Annotated in this window: 22 protein-coding genes and 1 other annotated feature; of the genes, 4 read left to right on the top strand and 18 right to left on the bottom strand. The window is 54.0% G+C overall.

Annotation, left to right across the window (positions count from 1 at the left end):
- Positions 1 to 55: 55 nt before the first annotated feature.
- Positions 56 to 296, bottom strand: a binding site (T-box leader).
- 132 nt (positions 297 to 428) lie between these two features.
- From GX839_00355 to GX839_00345, 3 genes are all read right to left on the bottom strand, one after another.
- A complete protein-coding gene (locus GX839_00355) occupies positions 429 to 1,439 on the bottom strand; it encodes a hypothetical protein (GenBank protein ID NLB03924.1) in 1,011 nt (336 codons plus the stop codon).
- Between the two features lie 246 nt (positions 1,440 to 1,685).
- Entirely contained in the window at positions 1,686 to 4,118 is a 2,433-nt protein-coding gene (locus GX839_00350; GenBank protein NLB03923.1) for a leucine--tRNA ligase, read from the bottom strand.
- 100 nt (positions 4,119 to 4,218) lie between these two features.
- Positions 4,219 to 5,157: a radical SAM protein gene (locus tag GX839_00345; protein NLB03922.1), complete on the bottom strand. Its 939-nt coding sequence runs from the start codon at positions 5,155 to 5,157 to the stop codon at positions 4,219 to 4,221.
- A gap of 727 nt (positions 5,158 to 5,884) precedes the next feature.
- On the opposite strand from GX839_00345, the gene GX839_00340 reads away from it, so the two are divergent.
- The 3 genes from GX839_00340 to GX839_00330 all read left to right on the top strand — a co-directional run bounded on the left by GX839_00340 (position 5,885) and on the right by GX839_00330 (position 9,656).
- Complete coding sequence (locus tag GX839_00340) at positions 5,885 to 8,314, top strand: tetratricopeptide repeat protein (GenBank protein NLB03921.1); 2,430 nt, start codon at positions 5,885 to 5,887, stop codon at positions 8,312 to 8,314.
- Positions 8,315 to 8,328: 14 nt separating this feature from the next.
- Complete coding sequence (locus GX839_00335) at positions 8,329 to 9,222, top strand: NUDIX domain-containing protein (protein ID NLB03920.1); 894 nt, start codon at positions 8,329 to 8,331, stop codon at positions 9,220 to 9,222.
- Positions 9,223 to 9,284: 62 nt separating this feature from the next.
- Positions 9,285 to 9,656 (top strand): phosphohydrolase, encoded by a 372-nt coding sequence (locus GX839_00330; protein ID NLB03919.1) that lies wholly within the window; start codon positions 9,285 to 9,287, stop codon positions 9,654 to 9,656.
- 254 nt (positions 9,657 to 9,910) lie between these two features.
- Here GX839_00330 and GX839_00325 read toward each other — a convergent pair whose 3' ends face one another.
- The gene (locus tag GX839_00325; GenBank protein ID NLB03918.1) at positions 9,911 to 10,342 is read right to left on the bottom strand and encodes a C_GCAxxG_C_C family protein; all 432 of its coding nucleotides are present in this window, start codon (positions 10,340 to 10,342) and stop codon (positions 9,911 to 9,913) included.
- Positions 10,339 to 11,586 (bottom strand): OFA family MFS transporter, encoded by a 1,248-nt coding sequence (locus GX839_00320; protein NLB03917.1) that lies wholly within the window; start codon positions 11,584 to 11,586, stop codon positions 10,339 to 10,341. The genes GX839_00325 and GX839_00320 overlap by 4 nt, the downstream gene beginning before the upstream one ends.
- A gap of 111 nt (positions 11,587 to 11,697) precedes the next feature.
- Here GX839_00320 and GX839_00315 point away from each other — a divergent pair, with 111 nt between their 5' ends.
- Positions 11,698 to 12,177, top strand: coding sequence for a small multi-drug export protein (locus GX839_00315; protein NLB03916.1), 480 nt, complete (start codon positions 11,698 to 11,700; stop codon positions 12,175 to 12,177).
- Here GX839_00315 and GX839_00310 read toward each other — a convergent pair.
- From GX839_00310 to GX839_00250, 13 genes are all read right to left on the bottom strand, one after another.
- Positions 12,174 to 15,002: a hypothetical protein gene (locus tag GX839_00310; protein NLB03915.1), complete on the bottom strand. Its 2,829-nt coding sequence runs from the start codon at positions 15,000 to 15,002 to the stop codon at positions 12,174 to 12,176. The two genes, GX839_00315 and GX839_00310, sit on opposite strands and share 4 nt — an antisense overlap.
- Entirely contained in the window at positions 14,999 to 15,439 is a 441-nt protein-coding gene (locus GX839_00305) for a hypothetical protein (GenBank protein NLB03914.1), read from the bottom strand. The genes GX839_00310 and GX839_00305 overlap by 4 nt, the downstream gene beginning before the upstream one ends.
- A 144-nt stretch (positions 15,440 to 15,583) precedes the next feature.
- Positions 15,584 to 16,408, bottom strand: coding sequence for a TatD family hydrolase (locus GX839_00300; protein NLB03913.1), 825 nt, complete (start codon positions 16,406 to 16,408; stop codon positions 15,584 to 15,586).
- A complete protein-coding gene (metG, locus tag GX839_00295) occupies positions 16,405 to 17,994 on the bottom strand; it encodes a methionine--tRNA ligase (GenBank protein NLB03912.1) in 1,590 nt (529 codons plus the stop codon). The genes GX839_00300 and metG overlap by 4 nt, the downstream gene beginning before the upstream one ends.
- Before the next feature lie 48 nt (positions 17,995 to 18,042).
- Positions 18,043 to 18,972, bottom strand: coding sequence for a 16S rRNA (cytidine(1402)-2'-O)-methyltransferase (gene rsmI / locus GX839_00290; protein NLB03911.1), 930 nt, complete (start codon positions 18,970 to 18,972; stop codon positions 18,043 to 18,045).
- Positions 18,973 to 18,983: 11 nt separating this feature from the next.
- Entirely contained in the window at positions 18,984 to 20,144 is a 1,161-nt protein-coding gene (locus GX839_00285) for an iron-containing alcohol dehydrogenase (GenBank protein ID NLB03910.1), read from the bottom strand.
- An 82-nt stretch (positions 20,145 to 20,226) separates the two neighbouring features.
- A complete protein-coding gene (locus GX839_00280; GenBank protein NLB03909.1) occupies positions 20,227 to 20,400 on the bottom strand; it encodes a 4Fe-4S binding protein in 174 nt (57 codons plus the stop codon).
- A gap of 88 nt (positions 20,401 to 20,488) precedes the next feature.
- Positions 20,489 to 21,448: a stage 0 sporulation family protein gene (locus GX839_00275; GenBank protein ID NLB03908.1), complete on the bottom strand. Its 960-nt coding sequence runs from the start codon at positions 21,446 to 21,448 to the stop codon at positions 20,489 to 20,491.
- A 72-nt stretch (positions 21,449 to 21,520) separates the two neighbouring features.
- On the bottom strand, positions 21,521 to 22,624 hold the full coding sequence (locus GX839_00270) for a hypothetical protein (GenBank protein NLB03907.1): 1,104 nt from the start codon (positions 22,622 to 22,624) through the stop codon (positions 21,521 to 21,523).
- 1 nt (position 22,625) lies between these two features.
- On the bottom strand, positions 22,626 to 22,955 hold the full coding sequence (locus GX839_00265; GenBank protein NLB03906.1) for a hypothetical protein: 330 nt from the start codon (positions 22,953 to 22,955) through the stop codon (positions 22,626 to 22,628).
- Positions 22,952 to 23,584, bottom strand: coding sequence for a dTMP kinase (gene tmk, locus GX839_00260; protein ID NLB03905.1), 633 nt, complete (start codon positions 23,582 to 23,584; stop codon positions 22,952 to 22,954). Before tmk ends, GX839_00265 begins: the two co-directional genes overlap by 4 nt.
- 67 nt (positions 23,585 to 23,651) lie before the next feature.
- Complete coding sequence (locus GX839_00255; protein NLB03904.1) at positions 23,652 to 25,085, bottom strand: aminotransferase class I/II-fold pyridoxal phosphate-dependent enzyme; 1,434 nt, start codon at positions 25,083 to 25,085, stop codon at positions 23,652 to 23,654.
- 26 nt (positions 25,086 to 25,111) lie between these two features.
- Entirely contained in the window at positions 25,112 to 25,549 is a 438-nt protein-coding gene (locus GX839_00250) for a hypothetical protein (protein NLB03903.1), read from the bottom strand.
- Positions 25,550 to 25,608: the final 59 nt, after the last annotated feature.

Raw genomic sequence — 25,608 nt, 5'->3', positions numbered from 1 at the left:
TCAATGCTCCTCTTTCGCCTCCAAGAAAAAACGCCCGTCCCGGAACCTTCCAAGGTTCCGGGACGAGCGCTTGTCAACGTCGTGTTACCACCCGGATTCGCCTGAACCTCACGATTCAAGCCTCTGAGAGTACCATCATACTCCGGCGCTGTAACGGGCGCACCCGTCAGGACCTAACCATTCGCTCAGCCCTGCGGCTCAGGGGCCATGTTCAGCTCTCGGTCCCGCCCCGCTTCCACCTTACCGGGTTCTCTGTCCGACACCAGCCAGCCTACTCTTCCCTTCACTGCCTTTGAGGGTTATTCAATTATAGGCAAGTCTCGCACATGAGAAGAACCTTGTCAAGTGGACTTGAAAAATTCAGATGCTAACTCTGAAGTATTTGTGATGCTTGTCACTTACGCAAGTGAATTTTTTCTTTGGCTCTCTTAGAGGCCCAATAATTCCTTCTTCTTTTTTACAAACTCCTCTTCCGTAATAATCCCTAGATCAAGCAATTCTTTGAATTGCTTGACCTCTTCAATTGTTGTGATCGTTGCAACCTTATGGTATTTGTCAATAATATTTTGCAGGACTGAAATGATTTCCTGCGCATAATTCCACGATTCCTGATAAGCGACCGTTTCCTTCGGCGTTGTTTCTGTGATTATGTCAGCATAAACCGCAGGCCTGATAATATCATCTAAGGTTATTTTAATCCTCAAATAGCGGCATATTTCATCAATTTTTTTACTTGTCGTGACTGCACCCACGATCGCGCCGGCCGCGCCGAATAACAGACCCCCTGCCACAGCTCTGCCAAGGCCTTTTTGTTCAATTGTCTTGCCGTCCTCAATCAATTCAAACCCAATAATGGTATCGTAGGGAAGTATCAGACGTATCTCGCCATCAGGCGGTGAAAGAAGCGCCCAGTTCTTATTTTCATCATCGAAAGCAATAATTTGGCCGATCTGCTTCGTGCGTTTGAATCTTTCTACATCCTCCCGAGGCACTGGATCAAAACGCTGCTCAAAAATTTCATTAGAGTCCTCAGCCGGCGACTTCAAGCGGATGGACTCTTTGATCTCTTCCAGGGAAACCTGGCTAAAGGGTTTCGAATTTGGATTGTTGCGGTCGTACCCAGCCTCTTTCAGATGTATCTCACAGATCTTTATCCCGCCCTGCAATTTTATCCGGGACATCGCGAGGATATCCCTGCATATTGGGCAAATTGTCTGCTTCCCCCCACCAACTTCACCTGTATTGGTTCGAATGTATTCAATGCGTGACTTAATTTCTTCAATAGTGTAGAATTCATCTGGTTCGTTAACCCTGTCCTCAGGGAATATCCCCGCTTCAGCCATGTGTTTTGAACAGATTTTTATTCCACGAAGTGTTTCTTTGAACAATGTCAATCGTTCATTACAAATAGGGCAAAGAGATTTGTTCTCTTGTTGCATACATTCTTCCTTTCTATCGGTCTTTCAAATTGGCCGGGTTCACGTCCTTGAATCAATTGACGGCAGGTGAAAGCAATCGATCCCCCTGATAGATGCTTCTCCGCCAATTCTTCATCGCTATTTTGGAAATAACACATTCTCCAATACCGCGACCCCTAGCCAGAGCAAATAGTGCCACAATGTTGGCGATCTGCTATGCAAGCGATGTCAAATAAGAGCAATCGAAAACTGCTCTCAGCTAAGGTCTCAGGAGACCACCACCAGGTTGATCAGGCTGCCCGGCACGTAGATCTCTTTGACTACCCGCCTGCCCTCAAGTTCGGGGGCAATCAGTTCGTGTTGCCTGGCCAGCAGGAGGGCCTCTTCCTTAGCCAGATCCCTGGGGATTTCCACCCGGGCCCTAATTTTCCCATTGATCTGGAGGACGATTTCCACCGTATCTTCGACCGTCCTGGCCTCATCATAGGAGGGCCAGGTCTGGTCAGTAATACTTCCACCATAAGCCTGCCGCTCCCAGATCTCCTCGGTGATGTGGGGAGCGAAGGGATTCAAGAGAATCAGGAAGGTCCTGAACTCCGCGTCGTTGACCCCTTCCAGGTCATAGAACCTGTTGGTCAGGGTCATAAGCTGGGCCACAGCTGTGTTGCCTTTCAGGGTATCGATATCGCCTGTCACTTTTTTGATGGATTGGTGGATCAGGACTTCCGTTTCCTGCCGGTAGGCGTTCCCGGCGACCACCTTTTCCTGCAGGGCCCAGACCCGCTCCAAGAAACGTGAGCAGCCCTTGATGGAGGTAGTGCTCCAGACGGCAGCCTTTTCAAAGTCCCCGATGAATACCTCATAAAGGCGCATGGTATCGGCTCCGTACTCTGTCACTATCTCATCGGGGTTGACCACATTGCCCCGGGATTTGGACATCTTTTCCCCGCCTTCGCCCAGGATCATGCCATGGCTGGTCCGTCGAAGATAAGGTTCGGGAACAGGAACCAGGCCCCGGTCGTAAAGGAACTGATGCCAGAAACGCGAATAGAGCAGATGCAGGGTGGTGTGCTCCATGCCGCCGTTGTACCAGTCAACGGGCATCCAGTAGTCCAAAGCTTCCCTGGAGGCCAGGCCTGTCTCACAGTGGGGGTCCGTGTAGCGGAGAAAGTACCAGGAGGAGCCAGCCCAGTTGGGCATGGTATCAGTTTCCCGGGTACCGGAACCACCGCATTGGGGACAGCGGGTCTTGACCCAGTCCGTCAGCTTGGCCAGGGGCGACTCGCCGGTCTCGGTCGGCAGGAAGGACTCGGCCTCCGGCAGCACTAGGGGCAGCTCTTCTTCCGGCATGGGCTGCCAGCCACAGGTTTCACAGTAAATCATTGGAATGGGTTCGCCCCAGTAGCGCTGGCGGGAGAAGACCCAGTCCCGAAGCTTGTAGTTAACCTTGCGGTGGCCGATGCCTTCGGTCTCCAGCCAGTCAATGACCTTTTCAATGGCGTCCTGAACCTTCATGCCATTGATAAAGCCGGAGTTGACCATGATGCCTGTTTCAATGTCAGTAAAGGCTGCTTGGCTGATGTCGCCGCCTTCAACCACACAGACGATGGGCAAATCGAAAGCTTTGGCAAAGTCGTAGTCACGGTCATCGTGCCCGGGTACGGCCATGATGGCGCCGGTGCCATAAGTGGTCAGGACGTAATCCGAGATAAAGATGGGAATCTCCTCCCGGTTGACGGGGTTGATGCCCCGGACGCCCTCCAGGCGAACCCCTGTTTTTTCCCGGGTCAGCTCTGTCCGTTCGAACTCGGATTTTCGCTGGGCCTCCTTGCGGTAGGCTTCAAGTTCTTCACGGCTGGTCAGGAGCCCCCGGTCCAGCCACCGGCCGAGCAGGGCATGCTCGGGCGACATGACCATGTAGGTGGCCCCCCAAAGTGTGTCGGGCCGTGTGGTGAAAACTGGCAGGTCATCGCCGGCTGTTGTTCCAAAACTGACCTCAGCGCCTGTGCTGCGGCCGATCCAGTTGCGCTGCTGGGTGTTGACCCGGTCAATGAAGTGAACCTGGTCAAGGCCGTCCAGCAGTCTTTGGGCGTATTCTGTTATTTTCAGCATCCACTGGCTCTTCTGTTTGTGGGTGACCTCGGCGCCACAGCGCTCACACTTGCCGTCCACCACCTCCTCATTAGCCAGAACGATCAGACAGGATGGGCACCAGTTGACGGCCATTTCTTTTTTGTAGGCCAGGCCATGTTTATAAAATTGCAGGAAGATCCACTGAGTCCATTTGTAGTAGGCGGGATCGGTGGTATTGATCTCCCGGGACCAGTCAAAACTGAAGCCCAGGGATTGCAGCTGTTTTTTGTAGCGGGCGATGTTCTCCCTGGTCACAATGGCCGGCTGGATCTTATGTTTGACCGCATAGTTTTCAGTCGGCAGGCCGAAGGCATCCCAACCCATGGGATAGAGGACATTCCAGCCTTCCAGCCTCTTTTTCCTGGCCACCAGATCAAGGGCGGTATAGCTTCTGGGGTGACCCACATGCAGGCCTTCACCGGAAGGATAGGGGAATTCCACCAGGCAGTAGTATTTATTTTTGCCGGGCACATAACCTTTCCTGGGCTGGTCGGCGTGAAAGACACCTGTCTTTTCCCAGCGGTCCTGCCATTTTTTCTCGATTGAGGCAAAATCGTACGGATCCATTTCTTCCTCCAAAAAAGCGCGTCAAAAGCGCGTGCCGGGCGATTGTCCTTCATTATATATGAAAATTGGTTTTCAGGCTGAACCGACGGGCTCCTTCCGTTCAATGGCTGATCTGTCCCATTGGCCGCAGCCGGTAGGTCTCATAACCTTTGTAAGTGATGACCTCGACACTATCATCTCTTTTCAAGCGTTTGAAAATCTGCTCCACGTCTTTCCTGCCGCGTGCAGCAAGAAAACTCTCAATTTCATGCTGGTTCATGGGGTGGCGCTTGATGATGCTCTTGACAGCTTCGTAATCGTCCCGGATATCGCTGTGGAAGCCCTCTGAAGCCAGAAGATCAATGGCGATGCCTCCCAGGACATTGACGGCGTGCCTCATTTTTTCGGGCGCAAGGGGCCGGACATCGGATTCCGCGGGCGGCCTGACCGGGGTATTGAGATAGAGCCTGTCGTAATGCAGCTGGCTTAGCAGTTGGGCAAATTTTCGCAAGGAGGCGTCATCATCGTTGATGCCATCCATAAGCATGATTTCAACCCAAAGCTTTCCCTTGTATTCCTTTGAGAAACGGATCAGGCCTTCTTTGACCTGTTCGAAGCGGAGGCTGCCATGCGGCCGGTTGATCGCCCGGAAGGATGCCTCATCGTATGCGTCAAGCGTGGGCAGGATAATGTCGGCCAGGGACAGCTCAGTCCTCACTTGGGAATCGCAAAGAAGAGCCCCGTTGGTAATGACTGCCACCGGCTTGTCCGTCCTCTCCTTGATGCCGGCGATCAGCTCGCCCAGGCCCAGATAAAGGGTAGGTTCGCCCTCGCCGACCAGGGTCACCACATCGAAGCTGATCTTGTTTTCCAGAACCTGATCAAGTTCCTTGAGGATATCCCCAACCGGGAAGAAAAGCTGGCGGGTGTTGGTCATCCGTGTGGTTCTCCCCAGCTGACAGTAGATGCATGAGTAGTTGCAGGTTTTCTGGGGAATGGGGCTTACACCCAGGGAAAGTCCCATTCTCCGGGAAGGGACGGGACCATAGATGTAGCGCATGGACAACTCCTTTCAAACAGATGGCCGGTTCGGCACGGCACCCCTCCGACAGGCGCCGTTCATTGAAGTGCATGACCTCAGCCTTCTCCTAATAGCATATACCTTCCGATTGTTCATACCTAACCAGCTGAAGATGGTACCGTCAAAGTTTAGCGACAGCAGGAGTTGTAGCCTCGGCAGGGGCACCGGATTTCCAGATTGTTCACACAGGACAAAGAGGGAATCCTGAAGCTTGTTCGGGTCCGACCTGGACAATCATTCCACGCGTTGGAGAGTGAATGCCAAAGGTATGCCATCGACTGCTCTGCTTTCACGTTTTTGCGCTCCTCTTCTACGGCTTTGGAACAGCAGGTTGGTGCCCTCTGGCTTTGAAAGGCCCTGGGAAGAATCAAATTTCAAATAATCTTCCAGTTCAATCTCTTTCCAGGCGTTATTCCAGGGTTGTCGACACGAGCCTTATCCCGTGATGGCATCAACAATCCTCCTTCTATCCGCGGCATACTGGCGGGACTGAACGCAGCAACAACGGGCGGTGCCATCCGCTCGTGTCATTATCCCAGGGTGCCCTGAAACGTTGATATACAAAAAAAAATGCTTTACAATTCTGTTGTCTGGGCCTTCATTCCAACATGTTCCGTTTTTTTGGGTGCAGAGGGAATCGCCTCTCTTTGCGAACACTGACTGGAACCAGTTCACAGAATCAATGGATAGAGGAGGGGGAGATGGTGTGATAGGGCCAAAACACACGTTCGATCATTCCAAAAATAAATTTTCCATTGACGACCGCTTTGTTAACCGAGGGCGTGAGATAAAAGTATTCTCCGATGCCCTTTCCCGTTCAACCAATGACTACAAGATCGTTATGTACCACGGCGTTGGCGGCATCGGGAAGTCTAGATTAAAAAAAGAACTCATCGCTTTACACGACAAGCTGTATGGCATAAATGCCCTCCGTTTTCATCTGGATTTCAGTTCACCTGAAAATCGGAACCCCGGGGATGCCCTTATCAGTTTAGTTGACAGCAGTGAAAGTAGAAGCAAATTCCATTACAAATTCTTTGAAATTGCATACGCTATGTACTTTAAAAAAAAATACCCTGATACAGCGTACAGCAGGGAAAAAGAAGAATTATCCAAAAAATTCGATATCGGTTTGAGCATTGTATCACTTTTTGATAGTGGCATAACCCAAGTTGCAATAAATATCTTTGACCGGCTTTCTGACCGCTTCAAGACGCTGCGAATGGACGAAGCAATGAAGGGTGATCTTCAAAGCTTTGAAGATTTGGACATCATCGAAATTGAGGAAAGGCTGCCAGCATATTTTGAGCGTGATTTGCAGCGCATAAAACAAAAAAATCCAGAACTGAATGTCGTCTTTTTTATTGACACTTTTGAAGCGTTGAACGCATACGAGAGTGATAGCATTCATAGGAACAGAAGTGAAAGATGGATTAAAGATTTTATCATGTATTTTCCTGGCTGCCTTTTCGTGATTTTCGGCCGTGAAAAACTAAGGTGGGAGCAGGAATGGAACGAGTACATTGAAATGTGTGAACTTCGCAATCTGGAAACCGCCTACTCGTACGAATACCTGTTGAGTGCGGGGATCAAGGAGGAAGCGATACTTGACAAAATTGTCGAGAGCTGTCAAGGATACCCTTTTTATCTTTCGCTCGCTCTAAAAACGTATGCTGATATTGTTAACAGCGGAAGAACGCCCTGTCTATCCGATTTCGGACACGATTATTCTGAGATCATCGAGAGATTTGCAAATAATCTTTCAGGCAACGAAGTGGAGCTACTGAAGGTACTGTCAATTCCGCGCTTCTATACGCGGGAAATTTTCGATCTTCTGGCCAGGCAGTTTGTTCCCGGCTATTCCCTCTCGAAATTCGCTGGATTTAACGATTACTCTTTCATTTCAAGAGAAAAACAGCACTATTTTATTCATTTGTTGATGAAAAAGGGCTTACAAAAACACATCGATTTTGAAACCACCCAACACATCCATCAGGTCATGGCTGACTATTATGAGGAAATTTTCCTGAGTCACAGGATGAAAGATCCGTTTGCTGAGATGGTCTACCACAAGTGCGAGGTATTGCCTGCGAGTGTTTTTTTCACTTGGTTCCAGGAATCTTACCGCAAATTCATTGCGGAGTTGCAGCTTCGCGGCGAACAGAGCTTTGTCCTGGGCACTATACGGATGATCATTGAGAAATACGGTTTACTCACCCTGCCAATCGATCTGATTAATATTTATGTCGATATTGTTCACTTGGGTGGGAACTATGAAGAGGCCATCGCAATTTGTGGCGCAACATTGAGCAGGTTTCCCCAGGAAATAATCATTAAAAACAAAGAGCTTCTCCGGTTGGCAATCAGGAGGATCCATCATGGGATGTTCCGCTACCCGGTAGATGGGCTGATACATGAAGCCTTGGAATTCGCCGTGAAAGACGATGTCTCGGAATTTGAAGAAGAATATGGTGAACTATTGTTCCTGATTGGAGGAAACCTCAGTCCATTGGCGGGTGAATTCGAGCTGGCGGATAAGTGGTTGAAGAAAACTGATCGCTTTGCGAAAGAGACTCACAATGATGCCTTAGAGGTTCGAACCGCAAGAAAAATGGCTGACATGCTTGCTGTCAAAGATTTGCCAGAACAAGCATTGGAATTATGTGAAAAGTATCTGAGAATAGATTCTGATGTTGAAACACGCTACCATCTCTACTTGCTTGGTTCAATGGGAGAAATCTATCGAAAGCTTCAACGATACCAAGAGGCGCAGTATTGTTTCGAGAAACTTGCGTGCCTAGCTTCACAAAGAAACTTGCAGGGATGGCTCGCTCACGCTTTTTTGGGCCAAGCCATGCTCCATTTGTCGAAGAAGAGCCATGACCAGGGGCATCTGCTCGTCAAACAGGCGGAGGCAATTTATCACCGAATCGGCCATGCATGGGGGACGATTAACGCGAAAACGGCCCGCATGCTTTTCACTCTGGATCACGAACCTCCGGGTGCCGCCGAACTTGAAATGTTGCAGTGTCTGCGCTTCGACGCTCAATCGATGAACTATTCATATAATGTATCCATAGTCGACAGATTAATCGCTGGCAAAGATGTCCAAGACTTCTATTTGCTATTTCTTTGATCGAGGATGAAAAAATGAGTGGATTTACTAAGATCGCAAAAACACAAATTGATGAAGCACTGAAGGAAATGAGCAGGCAGTACTTTGTCGGAAATCTTCACAAGAATCAAACAATTGAGCATCTGCAAGATACCGCAGTGGAAATTGGCCTTACGGAGTACAAGGAATTCTCAGTGGAAGACCCTCATTATCATGATACCGTCACGGAGTATCATTACGTGGTGTCGGGATGGACCAAATACCTGGATATCAAAAAGAATATTGAATATGAATTTAAGCGCGGGGATTTCTTTGTTATCAAAAGAGGTACGATTTATGCACAAAAAGCAAAAGGCGGCACCACAATCCTTTTCATCAAAGTTCCATCAATTAATGACAAACATCGCTACAAAGCGGATGACATCGTTGCAGAATGGATACGTGGGGGCTTAAGTGAAATCAGGAAAGATTATTCATATGATCCGGCTTCGCCGAAGGCAAATGCCATACGCCCGGCTGCTGCTGTGGCAATTGTGGAAAACAATCGTATTTTATTGCTTAAAAGGAAAGACAATGAGAAATGGACCATGCCGGGAGGTACACTGGAGATTGGAGAAAACATGACAGCCTGTGCTTTGAGGGAAGTCAAAGAAGAAACTGGCTACACAATTCGCATCACTGACATCATTGGAACATATACCGACCCGAACATCAAAGTCGAGTACTCGGATGGGGAAATCAGACAAGAGTTTACCTTGCTGTACGCTGGAGTAATTGTTTCAGGGCACCCCAAACTCGATCAAGAATCGACAAATTTCATATGGATCGAACTTGAAAATGCAGATAAGCTGCCCATGGCAGACTCTCAGAAAACAAGATTGAAGGACGTCCGAAATTATTTTGAAACAGGGGAAAGAAATCTTAGATAAGAGGTGGTATTTTGAGGCTTGATACGCGAAGAATGCTGCATTGTTTGGGCGTTGCAAGGAAGATGAAAGAAATCGCAAACACCCTCTATCCCGATAATGAGGAATTTGCTGAAGACATGTTTATGCTTGGGCTGCTCCACGATGTAGGCTATGAATATGCCTCCTGCCTTGGACAACACGCAGAGATTGCAGGAAAAGTATTGGAACGCAACGGGTACAAATACTGGAAGGAAGTTTTCTACCATGGTAAACCTGATGTGCCCTATGATTCAGAGCCCTTGAGGATACTAAATATCGCTGATCTGCATGTCAACCCAGACGGGCGACAGACAAACGTTCAAGAAAGGTTAGCGGACGTAAAAGAAAGATACGGCGAGACGTCTTCAGCCTATATTGACTGCTGCAAGCTTGCAGGCCGCCTGGGTTTATTATAGACAAAAGGAAATTTCCAGTTCTTAGTACGTCACCTATGACCACCTCCAAAAGCGTCCCACAGCGCTTGTTCGGTATTGGGGTCTAGACGTGAACCCGCGTTTGGAAGAAGAGAATCAGCCAAAGCAACTCCAAGGGGACGCGATTTTCTATGGCATCATTTAGTCTTTTCCATTTGCCTTGACACGGGTTCTGGTCGGGCTGGCATCCACCTTGCGTATTTCCCCTGCCTTCAAGCGATTTACCAAGATTTTTTCTATTGGCAAGGCTCGTTCAATACCCCGTACTCTTCCAGGATTTCCGTCATCTTATGGTAGCCTGCCTCAATGATTCCGGGGCAGATCCTCCTTGAATATTCTTTATCCCCGTGGATTATTTCCTCACAGCGGTCGGTGCCGTAAGTCTCCCGGAACCAGTCCACATAGCGCCGGATGGCCTCCTTGTAATCCGGATGAGGAATATCTTCGATCTGGCCCTTGCCCATGTAATAGCCCAAGGTGGCGGCGCCCCCTGTCAAGACACCACAGGCGCTGCCACTGCTTCCCATGCCGCCTGTCAGTCCTGACATGGCCCGGATCAGGTCCGGGTTCTCCCTTCCGGTCAGCTCCAGTCCCAGTTTGGCCATCACTTGGGAACAGCCTCCAAGGCCGTCTTTTTTCAGTTCAGCAATCAAGTCTTCAAAATTCATGATCCACCCCGTCCTTCCATGCCGCTAACGGTCCGGCGGATGATTTTTTCTTTTCTAAGAGAAAATGAGATTAGGAAAGCGACAATCAGCAAACCCAGGGCCAGCCGGTAAGCTAGATGGTAGCTGCCCGTCACGTCAAAAATACTGCCGGCGATCTGGGGCCCCAAAACGCCACCCATTCCCCAACCAATAAAGAGAAGGCCGTAATTGGCTCCCAAGTTCCTGACTCCGTAGTAATCAGCTGTCAGAAGAGGAAAAGCCGAGAAGGTAGCCCCGTAACACAAACCAGCGACCGCGACGCCAAGAGCCAGCGTGAAACTTGTGTCCATCAGGTGGAAAACAAGCATGTTCAGTGCCTGCAAAAGAAAGACCGCACGCAAAAGATTTGTCTTGCCGATGTGGTCGGAGATGACGCCTCCCAGAAAACGCCCTCCCGCGCTGAAGACGGCGATCAGCATCAGGAGCAGGTAGCCTCCGTCCCAGTCTGCCTGGAGCCTGGCGATCCGGGTCATATGGCCGAAAATGATGAGGCCGGACGAAGAGGAAAATGCAAACATGGCAAAAAGTTTGTAAAAGTCAAAGGTGCGGATCATCTGACGCCAGGTCATTGCATTCCTGTTTGGCTCAGTACGTCCGTCTTCGTTCTTTTGATTATTTGCCGGCAGATAGTCCGCGGGTGGATTGGCAATCAGCTGCGCCAGTGTGAGCGGGATGACCAGGGCTACAGCGCCCAGTATCCACGACCCGTGCTTGAGACCGAAGTGTCCCAGAGCAAAATTGGCCAGCGGGGAGATCATGACCGGGGAAATCGCCACGCCGGCGACCGCCAGCCCTGTGATGGCCCCCCGTTTTTCAGGCGGGAACCACTGAATGACCGTCGGGGCTGCCGTCAGATAGGAAAAACCCACCCCCGCGCTGGTGATCAGGCCGAAGGTAAGGGCCCAGAGCCAGACAGAGTCCGCAAAGCCGGACAGAATGAGGCCGCCGCCCATCAATATGACCCCGGCGCTGATCATGACCCGGGGTCCGGCCCTGTCGAGCAGGAGGCCTGCCGTAAACATGGACAGGGCGAAAACAATGGTCGAGACCGTGTAGGGAATGGTCGCCTCCGCGTCACCCCATCCGTAGCGGGCGATCAGATGATCCTTGAAGATGCTCCAAACATAAAGGACACCGGAAAAGAACTGAACGCCCAGGGTCGCTGCCAGCACCCGCCCTGCCTTGTTTTGATTGCGCCGAGTCAAACCTCTTCCCAACCTCCGTTCCACCCCCACATTGTATATTAAAAAACAAGCTGATTATGATAAGGTGGTACAGACGGCCGCGGCTGGATGCCGCGGGGAGTTTGCAGAAACGTGGTCAGAAAATATTTTTGGATCTTTTTTATCGCCATGCTGCCCCTGATCGAGATCAGGGGTTCCATCCTCTACGCCAGCGCGCATGGCATGCCGCTTCTGCCTTCCATGATTGTTGGCCTTCTCGGCAATATGCTGCCCGTTCCCATCATCTTCTATTTCGCCAGGAAGCTTCTGGTCTGGGGCAGCCAGAAACGGCTGATCGGACCCGTATTTTCTTTCTTTTTAAACCGGGGTGAATCAGCCGGACGCAAGCTTCTAGCCAAGGCAGGCCGGGGGCTTTATTACGCCCTCTTCCTTTTCGTCGCCATTCCCCTGCCCGGCACCGGTGCCTGGACCGGCATTCTGGCGGCCAGCATTCTGGACATGGATTTCAAAAAGAGTGTAGCGGCCTGTCTGGCCGGGGTCATCTGCGCCGGCATCATCGTCTACCTGGCGGCCTCGGGCATCATCCGTTTTGGCAATGCCCTCTTCGGCTAAATCTTCTGGTCTTCCCGTTTTCCTCCGTATTTCCTGGTCAGAACCATGAGGAGAAGGACCCCTCCCGCCAGTGCAGCCAGGGCAGGAATCAGGCAGGGAATGATGGGCGATGCGCCCGGTGAGGGTGCTTTTTGCGGCAGGTTCTTTAAGATGAGCTCCCCTTTTGTTTCCCCGAATTCATCCAGGCTGAAAAGCAGAAGCTCCTCTGACTTCTGATAGCCTCTGGGAGCGGTTTCCTCCCTGACCTCATACTTGCCTGGAGCCAAGCCGGCCAGGATGATCTGCCCCTTTTTGTCGGTTGTGCCGGAAATAATTGTTTCCCCGCATTCATTAAAAACATTCAGCCGGGCTCCCGCCAGGGCTTTGCCGGTCATGGCGTCAATTTTGGTGAGAATGACCTCCGACTGCCTGTTGGGAAGCTGGAGGGTGCAGGGATCAGCGGCAGTCGCTTCCGGTGGCAGGGTAAAGGAAAGAGTCTGGGGCGGCCGGTTGTATCCATGGGGGGCTTTGACTTCGAGCAGTCGGTAGCTGCCCGCAGGCAGGCCCCGGATCTCGACCTCCCCCTCCCGGTTGCTTTCAAGTGCCGCCTGTCCCTCATTCCCCGTGTGAGGTGCCCAGGTATAAACACCCCTTTCCGGGTCCTGGGAAAAGAAGAGAGCCTGCCCGTCAAGACTCTGTACCTGGAAGCCCGCGCCACTTAAAGGAGCGCCTGTTTCCTGATCCAGTTTTTTAATCAGGAGACAGGTCAATTCATTTTGCATGACCAGCTGCTGGCATTCCATGCTGTCTTCAACAGAAAAATTAAGAGCTTCCGCCAGGGCATAGCCGGGCGGCGCTTTCTTTTCTTCCAAAACATAAGCCCGGTGAACGGTCAGGCGGGTGATCCGGTGCGGCTCCCCGGAGGAAATCCACTCCTCCAACAGTTGGCCGCTTTCCTTGTCGATGAGCTGGAGTTCTGCCCCCCCAAGCTCCTGGCCGCCTTCTGTTCCTCTTTTTGAGACTTCAAGCTCAACAGGCTTATTGCCAACCTGCAAAACCATGGCCTGACCGCCCCGTTCCAGAAGAAGGCTGCCCGTCTCCCGCGTGATTTGGAAACACAGATCTTCACCGGATGAATAACCCTCCGGAGGACACGTCTCCAGCAGCCGGTAATCCCCCACAGGGAGAAACCTGTCTGTTGTGGCCTGCCCTTTTTCATCCGTGACCAGACCGGATGCGACCAGTTCGGGCGGGGATCCCTCCCCGTTTTTGACCACTTCAAAGACTGCACCCTGGAGCGGTTCAAGGGATTCCTCGTCAAATTTTCTGATCTGGATCCGGACCTGGACCTTCTCATTGGGAATCATGACCTTGACCACTTCTTCATGCAGGACAAGTGACACTTCATAGACCTCTTCATTGAGGTAATAGGTTTCAGGGTTCTCAACTTCCCGGATCTGATAGCGGCCGCAGCGAAGATCAGGGGTCCGCACCCTGCCCTCCCCGTCGCTCACCAGAAGCGGAAGCCCTTCCCCCTCATAATCGAGGACGGGTTCACCCTCCTCGTCAAGAATCTCAAAGACAGCCCCCGGTATGGGCACTCCGCTTTCTTTTTCCAGCTTCTCGATCAGGATGGCTCCCCGGATCGGTTGATTGTCAAGCCCGAGATGAACGCTGACAAGCGGCGTCACCATGTCTTCATAGGCGAGATCGAAAGTCTTGGGCCTCTCATCGGCCAGATAGCCTTTGGCTGCCTCCCTTTCGATCAGCTGATAGGATCCCAGGGGCAATGCCCCGGATTCGGCAAGGCCGTCCTGATCCGTAATCAGGCAATCAATCAACCCCCCTGCCCGGTCTCTGATCTCAAAAACCACGCCCTCAAGAGGTTTGCCCGTCAATGAGCAGGTCTTGTTCAAACTGAGCCTGCCCTGGGCCCTGTCATTTTGGAGTGCAAGGGTCACCGTTTGGCTTCGCCTCAGCACTGCCTGTCTGACCTGTGTATCGAGCAGGTAGGGGGCGGGAACCGAAACTTCTCTTACATAGGCCGTCACCCCCTCGCTGAGCATCAGGTCCGGTGACGTCGCCGTCCCGTCCGTGCCGGTGGTCAGCCTGAGCGTGGCGGAGGCGGGAAAAGAGGCAAATTGAGAGACTTCAAAAACGGTACCCTTGATGGCGGCGCCGGTAACTGCGTCCTTTTTGCTGATTTCGATCTTTCCTTTGTCTGGTGAATTCTTCAGGGGATTGCTTCGGTAAGTTTCATTGATTTCGTCGGATCTGATGATCAGGGTGTGGGCGGAGGGGTCAAGCAGGTAACCGCGGGGGGCGGAAATTTCCTGAAGGGTGTAGACGCCCGGCCGGTATTCTTTGTTCGATAGGTATTCTGAAGAAACCATGCTGATCTGCCTGCTTGTCCCATCCGGATCCGTCAGGCGGAAAACGGCGCCCGGCAAACCGGCTCCGGTCAAGGCGTCAGTCTTTTTCAGACTGAAACCGCCCAGGTCCTGCTGCTTGATGTCAAAGAGCGGCCGGTAGGCTGCCTTGATAAAATAGCCTTTGTTGGGAGCCTCCGCACTCCAGGCCTTGTTGAAGCGGTCGGTACTCTGATAAGTGGCCCCCGTCGCTGAGCTCATGTTGATGAAATAGGAGGTCTTGGCATTAAAGCCTGGAATCTTCATGTGGGCATTTTCTCCGGAAGTGATCTCTCCCAGGACCAGGACCGAATGATTCAGCGCGGAGCCGTCCCTGTCCCCCATAAGGACAATGTCTCCCAGTTTCAGGCTGGATGGATTCACCCCGGCGCCCAGGGAAGCATAAAGGGCGGGGATAGCCTGAAGCTGGGATTTCAAGGTCGATACCGTCTGTGTATTAAAGACAAGCCCATTGCTGGCACTGTAGTGGTGCGGGCCGCCAGGGTTTCCTCAATGGAATGATAGCGGCCGCTGATCAGGACAGCCGTCGATGTGTAGACCACGTGGGTCACCAGGTCGACACAACAAAAACCCTGGCTGGAGCTGGCAAGCGGAAGGTACTGATCTCCGTTCAGGACCCGGTTATAGCCATAGCCGACCTGATTGGCCCTTGTGACGTGGGCGGCCGCGGATTTGAGGATCCGCTCCCTTGAAGTGGACAGATCTGCCGTTGAAAGTGACTTTCTCTGGCCTGCTGTATAGGCACTGACGGGCGCGCTCCTGCCTGCCAAAGTGAAGCAGACTGCCAGCAGGGTGACTGCCAGGACAGCTGCCAGCTTCCCTGCCTTCTTTTTTTCTTGCCTATTTCCGTCCATCCGTCTGCCCTCCCGTCTTTTGAAGATAGGGGCAGGAGCAGGAGGAGTGTCGAAAAAGAGGATGGCGTGCCATGCCCTTGAAGGACGATTTGGTGAAGAAAAAAGCGGCCTGGGGCCGCCTCAGTTGGCAAAATAAGGAGGTTTTCAGTCAAGCCGGAAGAGTCTTAAGGCATTTTCAGTCGTCCGGCTTGCCAGCTCATCCAGACCCAGCCCCAAAATCTCGGCTGCCTTCTCTCCGATCAAGGGCAGGTAGGCAGGTTCATTCCGTTTACCCCGGAAAGGGGCGGGAGCCAGCCAAGGAGAATCCGTCTCAAGAACCAGCCTGTTCATGGGGACCGCCGCCAGGGCCTCCAGGGGTTTTTTCGCTTTTTTGAAAGTCAGAGGGCCGTCGAAGCCAATCATGAAACCCAAGTCGAGCAGGGCCGGCAGGGTTTCGGCGCTTCCCGAATAGCAGTGGATGACCCCGGCTGGATGATCCTTTGAAAAAAGTCCGTCTTTGTAAGCGCTTGTCAAAACATCCAGCATGGCGGCTGTGGCCTCCCGCATATGGATGATGACCGGCAAGTCAACTTCTTTTGCCAATTCCAGCTGGGCGCGAAAAACAGCGTGCTGGATTGACCTGGGGGAAAAATCATAATGAAAATCCAAGCCGATCTCACCGATGGCGACCACCGCCTTGTGCCGGCCGAGCAGGGCAGCCTGGCGATTGGTTTCCCGGATCAGTGCCTTAAGACGGCCAGCGGTTTCCTTGCTCCAGCCTGACGCCTCATGCGGGTGAATGCCGGCCGCGGCGTAGAGCATGGCGTTCTGCAAGGTCAACAGGCAGGCTTTTTCCGCATCTTTCTCTTCAGAAGATGCCAGCAGGACCCGTGTGACGCCCGCGTCCCGGGCACGGTCCAGGACCTCCTGGAGATCTTCATTGAAGTCGTCATCCTGCAGATGTGAGTGAGTGTCAAACCAAACCGTCATGACAGAAGGGCTTCCAGGGATTTGAGTTCCTTTTCGACATTGATTCTGGGGAAAAGGGCCGCTCCTTTGATGACCTTGTCATTGCCCCTGTAGAGGCCGCTTTTGCCCGCCGACTCCCATCTTGTGTTGTCGATTCCGGTTTTCGGATCAAAGTCGGGAATGCCAAGCTGCTCCCGGATCCGGGCCGGTGTCCGCGTCATAAAGGGCGATATCATGACGGCAATCCGGCGCAGATTGTCGGCAAGCGTGTAGAGGACCGCTGCCAGCCTCGGATGATCAACTTCATTCTTTGCCAGGATCCAGGGCATGGTCACATCAATGTACTTATTGGACCGGCCGATCTGGGCCCAGATGGCCTCCAAAGAGAGACTGAACTCCAGCTGCTCCATGTGCTTTTCAACCAGTTCCAGGGTTCTGCCAGCCTGGCCGTTGAGTTCATGATCGACCGCTTCCTCCAAGCGTTCAGCGGGCAGCCCTTGCGGAAAAGTCTGTGTAATCATGGCTGCTGTCCGGCTCAGCAGATTGCCCAGATCATTGGCCAGGTCGCTGTTGATCCGCTCAATCAGGGCCTGGTTGGAAAAGACGCCATCGGCGCCGAAAGGCACCTCGCGCAAGAGGAAATAGCGGATGGCGTCAACCCCGTACTTGTCGACCAGAATGACCGGGTCGACCACATTGCCTTTGGACTTGGACATCTTGCCTTCTTTCAAGAGCAGCCAGCCGTGTCCGAAGATCCTTCTGGGGAGGGGCAGGCCAAGGGCCATCAAAAGGGCGGGCCAGATCAGGGAATGAAAGCGCATAATCTCCTTGCCGATCAGGTGAACGTCGGCCGGCCAGTATCGGTCGAACAGTCTGAGGTCGTCAGGGTACCCCAGGGCCGTGATGTAGTTGGACAGGGCGTCGATCCAGACGTAGACCACATGATCCGGATCAAAGGGAACGTGAATGCCCCAGTCAAAAGAAGTCCGGGTCACAGCCACGTCATCCAGGCCCGGTTTTAGAAAATTATTGATCATTTCGTGGGCCCTCGACGCGGGAAGCACAAAGGGATCCTCCCGGGTGAAAAGCTCCATGAGCCGGTCCTGATAGCGGGACAGCCGGAAAAAATAGCAGGACTCCTCAGTCGGCTCAAGCGGACCGCCGCAGTCCGGGCAAACACCTTCCGGCGCCTGGCTGGGCGTCCAGAAGGCTTCACAGGGAGTGCAGTAGAGACCCTCGTAGCTTCCCTTGTAGATATCATCCTGGTCTTTCAGCTGCTGGACAATGGCCTGCACCGCCTTGACGTGATGCGGGTCGGTGGTTCGGATGAAGCCGTCATAACTGACATCCAGGAGTTTCCAAAGGGCTTTGATGTCGACCGCCATGCTGTCGACAAAGGCCTGCGGGTTCATCCCCGCCTCCTGGGCAGTCCGCTGGATCTTCTGGCCATGCTCGTCCATGCCCGTCAGAAAGAAAACATCCGCCCCCCGCATACGCTTGTAGCGGGCCATGGCGTCGGCTGCCACGGTTGTATAGGAATGGCCGATATGCAACTGGCCGCTGGGGTAGTAAATGGGTGTGGTGATGTAGTATTTTTCTTCGGGCATCCTGCACCTCCAATGGGTTCCGGCGGGGCAGCCGTCACCCTTCATTGATCATCCATCAGGTCCCTTGACGGATTGAGCTGTCTTGGGCTGATTCGGATCCAGCTCCAAAGCAAGTTGGTAGAGGCGGTTGCGGCCCACCCCTGTCCTTATGGCAATTTCCATGGCTGCCTCACCTGTTTTCAAACCCTTGGCAAGGGCTTCGTCCAGGAGGGCTTTGAGTTTTTCCTCCGGCCATTCATTTTCTGTCTTTTGTCCCGTCCGGACCCGGAATTCATCAAGGCCCTCAATCACCAGGGTGAATTCACCCCTGGGCTGGACTGTTTCATAATAAGGCCCGGCCTCCCCGACTGTAAAGTATATGAACTCTTCGTAGGCTTTGGTGAGTTCCCGGGCGATCACCAGTCGGCGCGGTTCCAGGCCCGCGGCCGCCAGGTCGGACAAAGTCTTTCTGATCCGGTGCGGGGCCTCGTAAAAGACCAGGGTGCGGCCCTCCAGTGCCAGCGCCTCCAGCCGGGTTCGACGTTCCTTGCCCTTGACGGGCAGGAAACCCTCGTAGGCAAAACGGGCGGTATCCAACCCCGAGGCCGCAAGAGCAGAAAGCAGCGCTGAAGGACCTGGAATGACCGATACAGGTATGCCGTGCCGGACAGCCAGGCGGACCAAGGCCTCACCGGGATCCGAGATGCAGGGCATGCCGGCATCCGAGATCAGGGCGATGGTGCGGCCGGCCCTGAGATCACCCAGAAGCATCCCGTGCCGGTATTCCTTATTTTGTTCGTAATAGCTGACAAGCCGGTTGCCGATCCCCAGGGAAGACAGGAGGCGGGCCGCCCGCCGGGTATCCTCGGCCGCGATGTAGTCAACGGAATTGAGGATCTCCGCCGCGCGCGGGCTCATGTCGCCGACATTGCCAAGTGGCGTCGCGACCAGGTAAAGGGTCCCTCCCTTAACTGGATTCTGCCTGTCCGGTTCCGGCATGGTCTCTCCCATCAGAATGGCAATTTCAGGATCTCGGTTACATCATGGCGGTCCAGGGATCGATAGCCCGACTTGATCAGGCTGGTGCTTCCTGCCAGCTGGTCAATGGCTTCTGCTGGGATGCCGACATCAGCCAGATTGGCTGGCGCGCCAATTGAGTTGAAAAAATCCCGGGTCGCCCGGATACCGGCCAGGGCCAGCTCTTCCCGGCTCTTTCCCGCCGGATCAATCTCCCAGACCCGAACCGCATAGCGGGCCAGCTTGTGCTCCGCCTCCTTGCGGATATAGTAGAGCAGCTTGGGGTGGACAATGGCCAGTCCCGCCCCATGCGGAATGTCGTACCAGGCTGAGAGGGCGTGCTCAATCTGGTGTGACTGCCAGTCTTCCCGCTTGCCCAGGCTTAGAAGGCCATTCAGGGCAATGGTCGCATCCCACATCAGGTTGGACCGGGCCCGGTAGTCGGAAAGGTCAGCCAGAGACCGCTCCAGGTTGACCCGGATATTGCGCAGGACAGCTTCGGCCAGCTCATCCGACAGGTTGTCATCATCGGGCGGCGAGAAGTACTGCTCAAAAACGTGTGAGATCATGTCAACCGCCCCGTAGACCACCTGCTCGCGCGGCATGGTCATGGTCAGACCGGGTTCCAGGATGGAAAACTGCGGGAAAAGATTTTCATCGCCGTAGCCGCGCTTCTGATTATTCTCCCAGTCGCTGATGACCGTGCCGCTGTTCATCTCACTGCCCGTCGCCGGCATGGTCAGCACGGCCCCAATGGGAACTGCACAGTCGATGCACTGCCTGCCCAGGTAAAGATCCTCCCAAAAATCCCCTTCATGAAGGGTTCCGGCAGCAATGGCCTTGGAACAATCCAGGACGCTGCCCCCGCCGACGGCCAGGATAAAATCGATGGACTCCCGGCGGCAGATTTCAATTCCCTGGTAAACTTTTTCGGTGCGAGGGTTGGGCATAACACCTGACAGTTCAAAAACCTGCTTATCCGCTTTTTCCAGCAACCGGATCACCCGGTCATAGAGACCGGATCGTTTGATGCTTCCCGTACCGTAAACCAGCAGCAGTTTACGGCCAAAGGGCGCCAGTTCCTCCGGCAGGCGATCCAGCATCCCGTCACCAAATAAGATCTTTGTAGGATTTCTAAAAACAAAATTTTCCATGGTCACCTCCAACACCATCTGCTTAGAAAAAAGAGGCCGCCCGTGCGAGGCAGCCTGACTTCTTCCTGACGGCGATCTTCTTCTATTCTTCCGAAATGCAGTCGACCGGACAGACCTCGACACAGGCCCCGCAGTCGATGCAAAGGTCGGCGTCAATGACGTAAAATTCGTCCCCCTCAGAAATCGCCTCGGTGGGGCAGACTTCAGCACATGCGCCACAGCTGATGCACTCGTCACCATCAATAATATGCGGCATGATTCTCCTCCTTCTTACAGGGAACGGGCCCTGGGCGCCATTCCCATCTGTACTCTACCCAAAGATCATAGCATAAAAGCCCCTATCTTCAATCCCCTAAATCCGACAGGCGGTAGACCTTCACATCCTGTTCCCCGTTTCGGTCAAGGCGGACCGTCACCTCTTCCTTGAGCAAGTCGACAGCCTCGACCAGGCCGCGGCCATCGGGTGTCATGAGACGCGTGTTGCGGTCCGGCATTCTTTTCCTGGCGTCAACATAGACATGGTGTTCGTAGCTGAGGCAGCATAGCAGCCTGCCGCAGGTCCCCGAAATCTTGGAAGGATTCATGGACAGATTCTGGTCCTTGGCCATGCGGATGGAGACCGGGCGGAACTCATGCAGGAAGGTGCTGCAGCACAGCTCACGTCCGCAGATACCCAAGCCGCCGATCATGCATGCCTCGTCGCGGACACCGATCTGGCGCAGTTCAATCCGGGTCAGGAAAATTGAAGCCAGGTCGCGGACCAGCTCGCGGAAATCAACCCGCCCGTCCGAGGTGAAAAAGAAGGTGATCTTGCGGTTGTCAAAGCGGTATTCGACATCGACGAGCACCATGTCAAGACCGTACACCTCGACACGCTCCCTGGCAGTCACCAGAGCTTCCTCCTCCCGCTGTTTATTCTCTTCGTAATGCAGGATGTCATCGTTGGACGCAAGGCGCAAGACACGCTTCAAAGGTGCCCTGACCGAGCTCTTCGGCAGCTGCTGGGGCCAGTCAGCCGCCACGCCGATCTCAATGCCCTGGGAGGTTTCCACGATCAAATAATCGCCCCGGCGTATCTTATGATCACCAGGCGAAAAGTGGTAGACTTTGCCGCGGCCATGCAATCGGACCCCGACCAGGAGAACTCTCTCCTCTCCGTCTTCAGCCCGATCTTCCCCGGCTTCTTTCAGGTCATCGCGAATGGCGCAGACGGGATACCCGCCCGCCTCCTCGTAGTCAATAGCCGTTTCTCTGTTTTTCTGCTCTGAACTGTCCTGTTCGATGGGCTTCTTTATATTGTTCACTTGTTAATTCCAACTTCCATGTCACCCCTGTGAGGGATGGTTCTTTTCATATTATAACGTCTCGATCCCTGTTTATAAAAAACCGTCCCTGGCTCTGAAAACATTGGCCGGAACGGGATGCCCGCCCAAAAAGGCGCGCAAGCCAAGAAGCATCCGGGCCAGGGTGTGGTCAAAATTGGCGTTTGAAGCCAGGGCACGCGCGGTCTGCCTGACCAGTTCAGCTGCCTTGGCCGGGTCGGCTGCGGGTGCTTGCCGGTACATCGCTTCGAGGGCATCAGCCAGATCCAGATTCACCAGCCCTTCCTGATCCATCTTGTTTTGCAGGAGCAGGAGATCGCGTAAAAAAGACTCCATCAAACGCAGCCGGATGTTGAATTCCCCCCTGTTTTCCTTGAAAAAGGCCAGTCCCTCTGTCAGGCAATAGGTCCGGCTGGCCCGGGGCAGCAGGGAAAAAAGTGAAAAAGTCTGATCGCGCAAGCTGCGGAAGGTCTCATCCCGGGCCATGGCAAGCGCTTGGCCGGGCAAGCCGTCAGCGAAGCGCAAAGCCAGGCCGGCTGCCCGTTCACCGCTGCCCGATTCCTCCAGGATTCGCCTGATCTCTTCCCGGCTCCGCCTGCCAATCCGGACCACACTCGAGCGGGAGCGGATGGTGGGCAGGAGGCGATCAACATCTTCTGCCAGAATGATGAAACGGGCAAAATCAGGGTGTTCCTCAAGAGGTTTCAGCAAGGCGTTTTGCCCTTGTTCATTGAGGGTATCCGCCTTCAGCGCTTCGACCCAATAGACCCTGTTGCGGCTTATTTGCGGGTAAATCTGAAGGGTCCCCGCAACCTGTGAACGGATGGAAGCGACCGGGATGGATGACTTGTCATCCGGGGGGCTAAGTTCAATCAGATCGAGATGGGAACCCGACCGGAGCATCCGGCAGGAAGCACAATGCCCGCAAGCACCGCCAGATGGATGGGGCTGGTCACAGAGGATAGCCGCTGCCAGCCTGCGGGCGATGTAGTGCTTGCCGGATCCTTCTTCACCAGTCAGAAGAATCGGGATCCTGCTTCCACCGGCCAAACGGGCAAGCTGCTCCCTGAGCTGGCTGGAACAGGCGATGGTGTCAAAGGACAGGGGCCTGTCTGCCTGCTCCGGATCTTGCTGAGCCGGTTTTTCCAAACCGGACATTTCAGAATTTTTCAAAATGCTCGACGGGAACAACGAAGACGGTCGCGCCTCCGATGTTGACTTCAACCGGGTAGGGAACGTAGGAAGCCCCCATATTGGAGGGAGGGATGCTGGCATTGATTGCCGCCTTACGGCTCTTTGAGTTCTTGCGGATAATGGCGATCACTTCGTCCTGCTCCGCATCTTCCACAACCGTCATCAAGGTCGTGTTGCCGGATCGGAGAAAACCCCCGGTTGAGTGCAGTTTGGTGACGCGGTAACCCGCCCGGTTGACTTCAGCCATCAGCCGCGGGGAATCGTCGTCACTTACGATGGCAAAGATCAATTTCATAGTAAATATCTCCTTACTTCATGGCGAATCAGCTCTGCTGTCTTCTCTTTCTCATCCAGCGATTCAATGCGGACAACCCGTTCAGGCTCCGCCTGCGCGATTGCCCGGAAGCCTTGGCAGACCCGCTCCTTAAACCGTTCCGTTTCAAGGTCGATCCGGTCCCCCAGTCCACTGCCGTGACGCTTGCCCAGCCGGACTGCCCGCGTTTCCGGACCAAGCTCAAGCAAAATCGTCAAATCGGGGACCGTTTCCCCGATAGCCATATCATTCAAGGCCCGGACCAGTTCAATGGGAAGTCCGCGGCCATAGCCCTGATAGGCGACTGAAGAGTCATGGAAGCGGTCACTGATTACCCAGCTGCCTTTTTCCAAAGCCGGCCGGATCACTTCCCGGACCAATTGGGCCCGGGCCGCCTCAAAGAGAAAAAGCTCGGTTTCAGAAGTCATCTCCCCGGAACGCATGTCAAGCAAAACATGGCGGATCTCCTCACCGATCCTGGTTCCCCCCGGCTCGCGCAGGAGGAGAACGTCGAAACCCAGTGAGCGAAGGTAGTCGGCGAGAAACTTGATTTGTGTCGTTTTTCCCGAACCGTCTATGCCTTCGAATGTGATCAGTTTCCCCCTGGCCATGGCTCCGGCACTCCCTAAACCATTCTCCCGTGAAGGCTCACAGGATTAGACTTATCTTAGCATAAAGTCATTGCGGCCCACTAGCCGGAACAGGCGAAATACCGCGGACTGCAATGCCCTCAGCCTGCAGCTTTTCAAGATACCGGCGGTGAAAAACGGTCAGCCGCTCGCCCGGCCAGACCAGGGGCAGGCCCGGCGGGTAAGGGGCGATGGCGCAGGTTGCCACATGCGCTTCCCCCGCACGACCGAAAAGGGCCTGCCGGGGAGTTAGTTCGAAACGGGCCGCCCCCGACAGCAGGGTATCACGCTGCTCCGACAGGGCGGAAGTCCTTTTGACATGCCCTGCAATTTTTTCAGGGTCTGTTTTTGCCGGCACTGATTTCAAGGCGCTTAAAAGACGCGCATAGTCATCCTCGTCCTGGTCAAAGCCTGGAATAAAAACCGCCCGGGTCAGATCAATCAGCTCGGCGTCAATGCCTGCCTTGTAAAGATGGCTTGAAAAGCTGATGCGACTGCAGCCTGTCCGGGAGTAATCGATGACCAGCCGCGACCGGTCGGCACCTTCCGGCAGGATCCTGCGGTAAAAAGCCGGAAGCTCATCACAAAGTTCCCGGTTCAAGCGGATCAGACGTTCGATGGCTGCAGCTCCCCTCTGTGCGGCCACCGCCCGCGCGGCATCCATGGAAGCCGCGATCAGAAAAGAGGGGCTGGATGTCTGAAAGACCTTGACCAGGCCAGCCAGTCGGCAGGAATCCACCCGGCCGCTGTCGAGAGCCTCCTGTGACACATGGAGAAGCGAGGCGGGCGTCAGGGCCGGCAAGGTTTTATGGGCGCTTTGACAGGTCAGATCGGCGCCCAGGGAAAGAGCTGTCCGCGGCAGAAGGCCGGGAGCCGCCGCGAAATGAGCCCCGTGGGCTTCATCGACCAGAAGGGCCATGCCAGCTTCTTTCGCTGCTTCGGCCAGGATGGAAAGATCCATGGTCCGTCCATAATAATCCGGGCAGGTCACATAGCAGGCTCTGGCATCCGGGTATTGCTGGATTGAGGCAAGATAAGCCCCGGCATGGGGCTGACCGTCGGGAAAACTCTCCCCGGCTGCCGGGCTGACAAAAAGCGGCTCCAGGCCAAGGATGGCGACAGCATGAACGGCTGCGATGTGAACAGCCCGCGGCATGATCACCCGGTCACCTTCACGCAGCACCGCTGCCATCATGATAAAAATCGAAGTGGTGGTACCGGAAGTGATGAACCAGCTTTCCCCAGCGCCAAAAAAAGAAGCCGCTAAACGGTAAGCCTCCAGGACCTGGCCGGAGGGGGAGGCAAGATCACCCGAATCAGCGAGTTCCGTCGTATCGAGGGCACCAAGGGGGATGTCCGGCAGGCCGGGCAATAATCGGCCCTTGCGGTGGCCGGGCATGTGAAAGGAAACACGGTTTCTGATGGCGTCAAGGGCATCCGCCAAGGGCGTCCGCCCTTCCTGGTTTTCTCTTTTCCGGCTCATCAGATCGAAACAGGCCCCTGCCGTCTTTAAAGATCGAGTTTCTGGTTCCGGATACCGTCCAAATCTAGCTGAATGTCCTTCTCGATCCGGGCAATATCGCGGGTGATGTCAGCAGCTGTCTCCTCTCCCCGAAAAGGCTGGCCCTCCTGTTTTGCGGATTTTTTCGGCCTGCGCCTGTTTCGGCTGGATCTCTTTTTTCTTTCCTGGGAATCAGGTCCCGGGACTTGAGGCTGGGGGACGGCATCCGCTTTTTCCCTGCTGCCTGCCCCGGAGGGACTTTTTGGCCTTTGCTGCCCTTGCCTTCCTGCCCGTTTGCCGCCCCTCTCCTGCCCCGGCGAACTTCCCCGCTGTTCTTTTTTTTGCCTGCTTTTCCCTGCTTGTGACTCGCCTTTCTTCGGCGGTTCACTTCTTGGCTTGATCTCTCTTCGGCGGACATCACCGCTCTTGCGTCTATCTTCAGGCATCCGGCAACACTCCTTTTATCCTGATAATTTCCGGCCTTGCGGCCAGTAAAATGGTGTTC

The sequence above is a fragment of the Fastidiosipila sp. genome (assembly GCA_012511175.1).
Taxonomy (GTDB): domain Bacteria; phylum Bacillota; class Clostridia; order Saccharofermentanales; family DTU023; genus UBA4923.
This window is presented reverse-complemented; position numbering and strand designations above follow the sequence as displayed.